The sequence below is a fragment of the Streptomyces sp. NPDC050743 genome, from assembly GCF_044456925.1.
In the GTDB taxonomy this organism is placed as follows: Bacteria; Actinomycetota; Actinomycetes; order Streptomycetales; family Streptomycetaceae; genus Streptomyces.
The window spans coordinates 1-9002 of record NZ_JBITGJ010000184.1 but is presented as its reverse complement, the minus strand read 5'-3'; the positions used below and the strand labels follow the sequence as shown (position 1 = coordinate 9002).

The 9002-nt window shown below is 68.6% G+C and carries 7 protein-coding genes and 1 pseudogene; 2 read left to right on the top strand and 6 right to left on the bottom strand.

The features are described from left to right. Nucleotides 1-61: 61 nt before the first annotated feature. Nucleotides 62-328: a PAS domain S-box protein gene (locus ACIBJF_RS50095; RefSeq protein WP_399184564.1), complete on the bottom strand. Its 267-nt coding sequence runs from the start codon at nucleotides 326-328 to the stop codon at nucleotides 62-64. A gap of 603 nt (nucleotides 329-931) precedes the next feature. Between ACIBJF_RS50095 and ACIBJF_RS50090 the strand changes: the two genes are divergently transcribed. Further along, nucleotides 932-2125, top strand: a complete 1194-nt coding sequence (locus tag ACIBJF_RS50090; RefSeq protein WP_399184563.1) for a DDE-type integrase/transposase/recombinase — start codon at nucleotides 932-934, stop codon at nucleotides 2123-2125. Between the two features lie 2 nt (nucleotides 2126-2127). On the opposite strand, the gene ACIBJF_RS50085 is transcribed toward ACIBJF_RS50090, so the two are convergent. Next, entirely contained in the window at nucleotides 2128-3276 is a 1149-nt protein-coding gene (locus tag ACIBJF_RS50085) for an aromatic acid exporter family protein (protein WP_399184562.1), read from the bottom strand. Nucleotides 3277-3908: 632 nt separating this feature from the next. Here ACIBJF_RS50085 and ACIBJF_RS50080 point away from each other — a divergent pair. Continuing rightward, a pseudogene (locus tag ACIBJF_RS50080) lies at nucleotides 3909-4463 on the top strand (IS630 family transposase); the annotation flags it as partial. 5 nt (nucleotides 4464-4468) lie between these two features. Here ACIBJF_RS50080 and ACIBJF_RS50075 read toward each other — a convergent pair. From ACIBJF_RS50075 to ACIBJF_RS50060, 4 genes are all read right to left on the bottom strand, one after another. Continuing rightward, complete coding sequence (locus tag ACIBJF_RS50075) at nucleotides 4469-5293, bottom strand: SDR family oxidoreductase (protein WP_399184561.1); 825 nt, start codon at nucleotides 5291-5293, stop codon at nucleotides 4469-4471. Then, nucleotides 5290-6417: a hypothetical protein gene (locus ACIBJF_RS50070; RefSeq protein WP_365335176.1), complete on the bottom strand. Its 1128-nt coding sequence runs from the start codon at nucleotides 6415-6417 to the stop codon at nucleotides 5290-5292. The genes ACIBJF_RS50075 and ACIBJF_RS50070 overlap by 4 nt, the downstream gene beginning before the upstream one ends. A gap of 79 nt (nucleotides 6418-6496) precedes the next feature. After that, on the bottom strand, nucleotides 6497-7507 hold the full coding sequence (locus ACIBJF_RS50065; RefSeq protein ID WP_399184565.1) for an AraC family transcriptional regulator ligand-binding domain-containing protein: 1011 nt from the start codon (nucleotides 7505-7507) through the stop codon (nucleotides 6497-6499). 710 nt (nucleotides 7508-8217) lie between these two features. Next, nucleotides 8218-8847 (bottom strand): pyridoxamine 5'-phosphate oxidase family protein, encoded by a 630-nt coding sequence (locus tag ACIBJF_RS50060; RefSeq protein ID WP_399184560.1) that lies wholly within the window; start codon nucleotides 8845-8847, stop codon nucleotides 8218-8220. Nucleotides 8848-9002 lie beyond the last annotated feature (155 nt).

Here is a 9002-nt window from a genome sequence, read left to right as displayed (position 1 = left end):
AGGGGCCTTACGTCTGCCCGGAGTTGGGAGTACACCACGAGACTCCCGGAGGCGATCACCCTCAGCGACCGTCGGTTACCGGGAAAGGCTCATTGTGGGCACGGCACTGCTCCATGAGCGCCGATATTGTCGGCGTTTCCTCGGAAGGCGGCAGCACGCGTGCGGCAGACCGGCCCACCACGTCCCCGGCGGAGTACCCGAGAAGCTGCTCGGCGGCCTGCGTCCATGCGACCACCGTCCCACGCTCATCGAGCATCGCGACCGCCGAATCGGATATCTCGCACGTGTTCGATCGCTCACCAAGGTTCACCCTGTCAGTGCTGGTCATCGAGTTTTCGTCCTCAACTAGGTGACTCGCTCTCATGCGGGTCGGCTGCGGAGACCAGGGCCACGGCGGGGTGGGCGACTGGAGCAGCACGTGTCCCGGCAGGACGTGGACGACCTCGGCCGGGTCCTACTGAGATCAAGTCGTTTAGATTTCTACCTTTTGGGTGGTTGACACGGCAGGGCTCCGATTTGTGACAGGGCTGCAGCCGGGGCTGATGCCAACGCGGTCCACCCCGGCCGCCGCAGGTCCGCGGGAGGGGTGGAACACGCGGGCACCGCAGATCCGGCAGGGCAGCCCGACCCCCCGGGATGCGCAGGCCACAACCGCGCACACGGATCGGCAACCGACTGTTTGCCGCCGACGCGGTCTTGAGTAACTGGCCGATCTCCGCCGGGACCGGGCCGTCGGAGATCGGCGGCCTCCTGGCGCCTGTCCAGCAGCCTCTATGAACGCCGTCGTCGGCCGGCGAGCCGGCGTCGAGAAAACGAGAGGCTTCTCGGCAACGGGTGAAACGAGGGCCACGTACGGCGGATGAAAAGTGAGCCACTCCGCGATCTCTTGATCATCCTGACTTCACTGTCTGTGGGTCAGGAGGAAGCGAGGGTGATCGACGTGGAGGACTGGGCTGAGATCCGCCGGATGCACCGGGTTGAGGGGCTGTCGGCGCGGGCGGTGGCCCGGCAGCTGGGGATCTCCAGGAACACCGTGTTGCGTGCTCTGGCCTCGGACCGGCCGCCGCGGTACCGGCGGGCGTCGAAGGGCTCGGCGGTGGACGCGGTCGAGCCGGCCGTGCGGGAGCTTTTGAAGCAGACGCCGACGATGCCCGTGACGGTGATCGCGGAGCGGATCGGCTGGGAACGTGGGATGACGATCCTGCGCGAGCGGGTGCGCGAGCTGCGGCCGGCCTACCTCCCGGTGGACCCGGTCTCGCGGACGGTCTATGAGCCGGGCGAGCTCGCGCAGTGCGACCTGTGGTTCCCGCCGGTCGACATCCCGCTCGGCTATGGCCAGACCGGGCGCCCGCCGGTACTGGTCATCGTGTCCGGCTACTCCAGGATGATCACCGCCCGGATGCTTCCCTCACGGCAGACCGGCGACCTGATCGACGGTCACTGGCGCCTGCTGACCGGCTGGCAGGCCGTGCCGAAGACACTGGTCTGGGACAACGAGCCGGGCATCGGCAAAGGGCGCTTGACCAGCGAGTTCGCCGCGTTCGCGGGCCTGCTCGCCATCCGGGTCCACCTCTGCCGGCCCCGGGATCCAGCAGGCCCGGGCCAGCGGAGCCAGTGTCATCGTCGCGCCCTTCCCCGACCCGGTGGGCCGAGACGCGGTCATCCAGTTTGCCGGTGGGGTCAACACTCAGCTGTACTGGCACACCACACCACCGGCCTACAAGCCGCCGCAGACCGTCCCGGACAACCGCGTGTACCTGCCGCCGGATGGGTCAGCGCCTTTCTGCGCTCCTACCTGAAGTTCACCAGCGGCGTGGTCGAGTCCGATGTTCCGAAGGCGAATGCGAGCGAGATCGGGCTGCCCTCGCAGACGTTCCGCAGGATCCGCCTCACCTCTCCCTTCGGCAGGACCGTCATCTCGGTGACCAACGGGCACCTGCCCTACCCGTACGGGCATGAGACCACGGGGTACAAGGTGGCGAACCTCGCGACGACACTGAGCAAGGCCAAGGCCGCCGGCGCCACGGTGCTGTCCGGTCCCCACCTCTCGGGCGGCCGCCACAGCGCCATCGTCACGTTTCCCGGTGGTTACGTCGCCGAGATCCACGACGACAATTCTGGCTGACCTCAGTTCGGCGCCACGTAGTCCAAGTCGGACAACAGCCGCTCCACATCCGTCATGAGCGAGCCGTAGACGTGCCATGCGCCCGGCCTGGCGAGAGTTCCCCGGCCGATCAGATCGGTCATCGTCTCATGCCAGGCCAGGGCGCCCTCGATCGCCTTCCGTAGCCGTTCGCGAGGGTACGAGGAACCGGCCTCCGTGCGCGGGCCGACCAGTTCCTTTACCGCCGCACCCGCCAGTTGCAGGGTCTCGGCGTACCGGTCCAGGAACTGAAGCCCCAGATGGTGGTCGGGACGGTGGTCGTGGGCGCTGTCGGCGAGGGTCCGCGCGATTCCACGCACCTGGAGTGACACCCCGCGCAGGGCGGCGAACAGTTCCCCGTACGTCACGTCACCGCGTCGCCCACGCGTGATGCAGCGCGCGTTCCAGCGCAGACTCTCGTCGGCCTGTCGCACCTGCTCCTGAGCGTACGCCAGGTGCTTTTCGAGTTGGCGCCCCCGGTGCAACCAGACGTGGGCCCTGGAGGGCAATTCCCCCTGGGCCAGACCTGCGCCCATGTCGTGAAGCAACTCCCCGACGGCGTGGGCGAGGTCTCTTACGGCCGAGGCGGATTCGTCCACGTGCAGCGGGGGCAGCACCAGCGCGTTGACCGCGATGCCGACGGCCGCGCCGACCAGCGTCTGGAGCACAGGTGAGACAAGGCCACCCATCGGATTGCCCGCCATCGCAGCCAGCGCGACGACCGCGGTGGAAGCGACCTGGAGCCGTCCCTCGGCGGTGCGGCGAGGACCCACCAGGACCGTGAGCAGAGCGATGACCGCGATGGCACCTGCGGTCGGCCCCAGCAGCCGGACGGTCGTCAGGGCGAGGGCCAGAGCAACGACCTTCGCTGTGACGCTGCGCAGGGCGTTGGCGACGGAGCGGTACACCGTGTACGCGTTGACCATGAGCAGGGCTGTGGCGACCGCCACGTAGGGGCGTCCGCCGGGGGCCACCGGGCCCGACACGGTCCAGGCGAGCAACGCCGCTGTCAGCGCCTTGATCCCATAGACCAACTGGCCGGTTCGCCGGCGACGGAGCCTGCCCGTGAGGTGGCGCACCCGTCCGATCGCCCGTACGGGCAGACGACCGAGGCAGATAGTTGAATCTTGCACAAGAAGATGATTGCACGCTATGCTCCGTTTGCGTCGAATGATGGTCGGGTGACATCCCCCACCACAGGCGATGACACGGCCCCCGGTCCAACGTCTGCGACTCCGCCCACGCCGCCTCTCCCGGCCCATGGGTCCTCAAGGTCGAGAGAAGCTCTCCCGATCCTCAGACCCCACCCCGTGCTCTACCCGGAGCCTGTCCCCGGACGAGCAGGGTGACGGCGGAAAGGACCGCCGTCACCGGCGGACAGGAACAGCCGCCCGCATGCGAAGAGGACTGCCGCGGGCAGGCTTGAGAGTCGCCATGCCCCACCGCACCACGGGAGGCCTCTTGAGCGCCGTGGTCGGTGCCTTCGGTGCGCTGATCGTCCTCGGGACGTTCTCCTCGGTGCTGCGGACCTTGCCGGTTCCCCGCGCAACCCGATCTGCCCTCACGCGTGTACTGCACAAGATGGTGCAGGTGCCGCTTCAGTTGCCGGCGGACCGCTGCAGCAGCGAACAGGCCGAGCCGCACCAGCCCGACTACGGTGGCCTGGGACCACCGACCCTGCCGCGTTATCGAACCCCGCCACGCTGCCCACTTACACGGTGCTGGTGGAATGGCCTGCCGGGCAGGACGCTCCGACTGGTTACTGCAGATCCAGGCCCTGGACCGGTCCCAGCCCGTGCTGCCGATCATGCCGGGCATGCCCGAGCGGCGCACCCATGACTATGTCCGCAACGGCCTGACCACCTTGTTCGCCGCCTTCGATGTCGCCACGGGTGAGGTCATCACGGCCCTGCACCGCCGGCACCGGGCCGCGGAGTTCAAGAAGTTCCTGATCCGGATCGACAAGACGGTGCCCGCCCACCTGCAGATCCACCTGATCGTGGACAGCTACGGCACCCACAAGACTCCTGCGATCAAGGCCTGGCTGGCCAAACACCCCGGGTTCGAGCTGCACTTCACCCCGACCGGCTCCTCCTGGATCAACCAGGTCGAGCGGTGGTTCGGCTACCTCGCCCATCAGATGATCCGCCGCGGCGCACACAAGAACATCCAGGCCCTGGAAGCCGACATCCGGGCCTGGGCCAAAGACTGGAACGAAGACCCCAAGCCGTTCATCTGGACCAAAACAGCCGAAGAGATCCTCGACTCCCCCGCCCGCCTCTGCCGACGGATCTTTCGCGCAGGACACCAGGAACGGTGAGCCCTCTACACCGACGGGCCCTTCGCCAGCATCTTCCGCTGCACCCGCTTGCCCTGCGCGACCGCCAGGGGGACGGCACGCAGCCCGAACGAGGGCAGCGCGTCTGCCAGGCGCGCCTGCAGTCCCCGCCAGCCCGGTACCGCGGTGACCGGGCGTGGGCGGTCCAGCACCTTGCGCACCGCGTCGACGACCTCCTCGGGCATGAGCAGTTTGCCGGAGAAGGACAGTGCCGCAGCGGAGTCGTCGAGTTTGTCGTGGAGCATCGGGGTCCAGATGCCGTCGGGGCAGACGCAGGAGATGTCGATCTCCTTGATCCCGGCCAGGCGCAGGTCGGCGAGTGTGCTCAGGCTGAAGCCGATCGCGGCGTGCTTGGACGCGGCGTACACCGCCTCGCCCGGGACCGCGGTCAGTCCCGCCAGCGATACGACGTTGACGATGTGTCCGCCCGTGCCGCGCATGGCCTCGATTGCGGCCACGGTGCCGTTGACGGTGCCGAGCGCGTTGACCTCCAGCATCAGGCGGCGTACGTCGGGCGGCTGCTCCCAAGCCGGCCCGGTCACGAGCACGCCCGCGTTGTTGACCCACACGTCGAGGCGGCCGGCCTTGGCCACGATGCGGTCCCGCGCCGCAGCGACCTGGACCTCGTCGCGCACGTCGACGGCCGCCCACAACACGTCGGGCCCGAGCTCGGCCGCCGTGGCGCACGCCGCCTCCTCGTCGACGTCGGTGACCAGCACTTGGTGGCGGCGCTGGACCAGAACCGCAGCGATCAGCTTGCCGAGGCCGCGGCCCGCCCCGGTGACCACCGCGCCGGCGGGGAAGCGGTTCATCGCCGACCACCCTTGATCTCGCCGTAGGCGATCCCGCCGTGAACGTAGGTGGGCACCACCGGCCAGAACCGCTTCCACGGGGCCAGCTCGGTGGACGGCAGGATCTGCAGCCAGCGCGGGTCCGCCTTGCAACGGTCGGCGAGCGTCTTCTCCTTGACCATCGAGTCGTACTGGTCCAGCGAGTCCTCCAGCGTGTTGGCGTTGGGGCATATCTCGCGGCCGAAGACCTCGTGGTAGCGGCGTACCCCGGGGATCTGGGACAGCTCCGGCTGCCAGTTGTCCAGCGAGATGCCGTTCTCCGAGGACACCCACACCCCGTCGGGGGTGTTGAGCGCCAGCGAGTGGTTGCCGTCGGTGTGTCCGGGGGTCCATAGCAGCGCGACGCCGGGACCGAGCTCGACGTCGCCGTCGAAGGTGACGAACTTCTCCGGGTCGACGCCGTCCAGCCCGCCGTCGACGTACCACGCCCACTGCATCGGGTGCAGGGACTTGAGGGTCGCCAGCTCGCGGTTGTGCACCAGCATCCTCGCCCCGCCGAACAGCGGTTTTCGTGGAGCCGCCTCGCCCTCCATGACCTCGGTGGAGCCCAGGATCATCCGCGGGTCCTGTACGTGCAGGTGGTCGAAGGTGCAGAAGTCGATGTCGTCCGGGGTCAGCCCCAGTCGGCGCAGCACGTCGCCGGGCTCGGCGTAATACCTCAGCACCATCCGCTCGAGCAGCTTGCCCCCGGGAACCTTGTCCGTCACCTTCTGCAAGTTGCGGTAGAACGGCGCCTTGGCGGAGCCCTCCGGCACCGTCGGCTCGAAGACCAGCGTGCGTGCCCGGCCGTCGAAGTCGTCGTACTGCACGACGATCATGCGGTTGATCATCGAGATCAGCGGGAGCGTGGGCACCGAGACGGCGTCGTGGAAGGCGTACTTCACCGGGTATGGCGCCGCGGCGATGTCAACCGACTTCACCGCGCGCACCTGGCCCTGAGCCTTGAAGCGCTCCTTGTACGCCGCGGCGGCCTCGCGGACCGCCCGCAGGCGTTCGCCGCGCGGCCACACGTCGTGGACGCCGTCGAACTCGGGGATCGGTCGCGCACCGATCCCGGTCAGGTGGCCGGTTCCGGCTGTCGCCATGGGCCAACTCCTCGCTCTCGTCGTCGGGTCAGCAGAATGCCCTCCCGAGCAAGGCGGGATTTGTTCCAGCGCGACAATCTCAGGAGCTGCCATACACCCGGCGGCGCACCTCGCTCGGACTGGCGCCCCGCCACCGTCGTACGGCGTGGCTGAGGCCGGACTGGTCGGCGAAGCCCGCCATCGCGGCCACCTGTCCGAGAGGCAGGTCGGTGGTGATGATGTAGCGCAGCGCGAGATCCCGCCGTACGTCCTCGAGGATCTCCTCGAAGCTGGTCGCCTCCGCGGCGAGCCGCCGTTGCAGCGTGCGGGGATGCATCGCAAGGAGCCGCGCGACGTGACCGATCGCCGGAGGGGTGGTGCCGACACTCCCGACCAGGGCCCGCCGGACGTGCGTCGAGACCAAGCGTTCCGGATCGGTGTGGTGACTGGCCAGATAGTCGACGGCGAGCCGACGGATCGCCGCGTCAGCGCTGCGGAACTCCGCGTCGAGCATCCGCCGCTCCACGCGCAGCGCGGCGGCCGCGCACCCGAACTTCACATCCACGCCGAAGAATTCGGTGTACCGCGACACCGGCGACAGGGGCTGGTGCGGCAGCTCCACCGCCCGTAGGCCGGCCAGGCTGCCGACCAGGGCCACCGCCACCTGGTGAAAGAGGCCGAGCCCGAGCTCCATGGCCTGCGGGGAGTACGGCGACTCGCGCAGATCCTTCCGATAGGTCAGCGCGACCACCTCACGGCACCCCCGTGGATCCGGTTCCACACCGACGCTCAGCGCCGGGCTGTGCACGAACATGAACCGCGAGGCGCACTCCAATGCCTCCGCCACCGTCGACGACGCCTGGATGGCCAGCGCCAGCCGGCCGAGGATGCTGAGATCCTGGCCGCAGGCCAGGCGGAGGCCGAAATCAGGGCATCTAAGCTCACGGGCGACCGCGTCGAGCATCAGGTCGTGGCTGGTGATCGGGATGAGCCCCTCCTCGGAGGTGAGCGCCTCCGGAGGGATCGCGAACCGCCCCATGAACTCCCCGGGGTCGCCGTCGAGCTCGTCGACGAGGCGCGCGAACCCGCGCAGGCTGGCTCCCCGAATCATCGCACTCACCGGGCGATGCTAATCCCAGCAGGTGGGCGGTCAAGGCATCCCAGGATCTCGTCCCCGCATCAACTCCACATTCCCTTTGCGGAGTTGCTTCAACTCGTCACGTTCGGCGGTGGTCAGCCGGTCGTCCCGCTCGCCGGTATCGGCCTGGCGGACCCAACCACACAGGGCTTAGGGAGGGATGCCGAGATCCCGTGCGACATGCGCGACGGGCCGACCGGTGGCCCAGACTACCCGTCGGTGCGAAGCCTGCTCAATGCTGCCGCGGCTCGCCCAGCGCACTCCCTCAGCGACCAGGTAGCGTTCCCGTCCATCATCTGGCGGTGGAAGTATCCCTTGCCGTCCGTCGCGTCCGTTCATCCAGGCCGGGACCGGTAGCAGCGGCCAAATCAGGGCCATTCTGGGTCGGTCAGGTCGGAGGTGCAGCGGCGAGCGCGGTCCGGTTGGTCGGCGGCGTTGCCGAACTCGTGGGCGAGTCAGTCGCACGGCGGCACGCCGCAAGTGGACGCGGGCAGGACATACACGCCACAGCGGGACACCAGGGCCGTCCTGATGGTCGGTTGACTCGACATCACCGAGCTGTACAGGAGGTCCTTCCCTTATGCATTCACCGCCGAGCGGTCACCCCAACGAGATCGATCCGTACGAACGATCGAGCGCGAGGCGTGACACGCGGCTTGGAAGTCACTTCTAGCACGGATCCATTACTGGTACAGGCGCTCCAGGTACTGCGAGCCGTAGTAGACCTCCAGCTCCTCCACACTCTCCGAACGGCGATCGTGGGCCTTCGCGAGCACCGCGCGGGACGGCGCCGCTTCCGGCCGCCAGGTCTCCGGCTGCCAGACTCCGCCGCGCAGCAGGGCCCTCGGGCAGTGGTAGAAGACCTGGTCGATCTCGACCAGCAGGGCCAGCTGTGGACGATTCCCCTTCACTACCATGTCGTCGAAGAAGGGCGCATCGCGCAGGATGCGCGCGCGGCCGTTAATACGCAGCGTGTCGGGGCGGCCGGGGATCAGGTAGAGCAGCCCCACGTGGGGATTGGCCAGGATGTTGCGGAACCCGTCGGCCCGGCGGTTCCCGGGACGTTCGGGGATCGCGATCGTCGTGTCGCCCAGCACGAGCGTGAACCCGGCCGGGTCACCCTTCGGTGACGCGTCACAGCTGCCGTCGGCGCCCGAGGTCGCCACCACGCACAGCGGCGACGCGGCCAGCCACTGGCGGTCGTACTCGTGCAGGGTTGGCCGGACCTTGACCAGCGCGCCCGGTGTCGGCTCGCCGAGCAGTTCCCCCAGCTCGTCCGGTGACGTCACCTCGACCAGGTCTGTGAGCAGCACGGACCTCACCCCCCTTCTATTGGTACTTGAAGGCTCCCCTCCCTGAAGGGAGGGGATGCCTCACCCTCCAGGGCTGAGCGGGGATTTACGGCTCAGGCCGCCACCGGAGCCGGCGGCCCCGGGTGGTCTTACGCCCTCGACACCGTCCGGGTTCC

Bases quoted from the DNA above. Each gene is read 5' to 3' on its own strand.
- ACIBJF_RS50095 (WP_399184564.1), bottom strand. From the start codon at position 328: ATGACCAGCACTGACAGGGTGAACCTTGGTGAGCGATCGAACACGTGC.
- ACIBJF_RS50075 (WP_399184561.1), bottom strand. From the start codon at position 5,293: ATGAACCGCTTCCCCGCCGGCGCGGTGGTCACCGGGGCGGGCCGCGGC.
- ACIBJF_RS50070 (WP_365335176.1), bottom strand. From the start codon at position 6,417: ATGGCGACAGCCGGAACCGGCCACCTGACCGGGATCGGTGCGCGACCG.
- ACIBJF_RS50065 (WP_399184565.1), bottom strand. From the start codon at position 7,507: ATGATTCGGGGAGCCAGCCTGCGCGGGTTCGCGCGCCTCGTCGACGAG.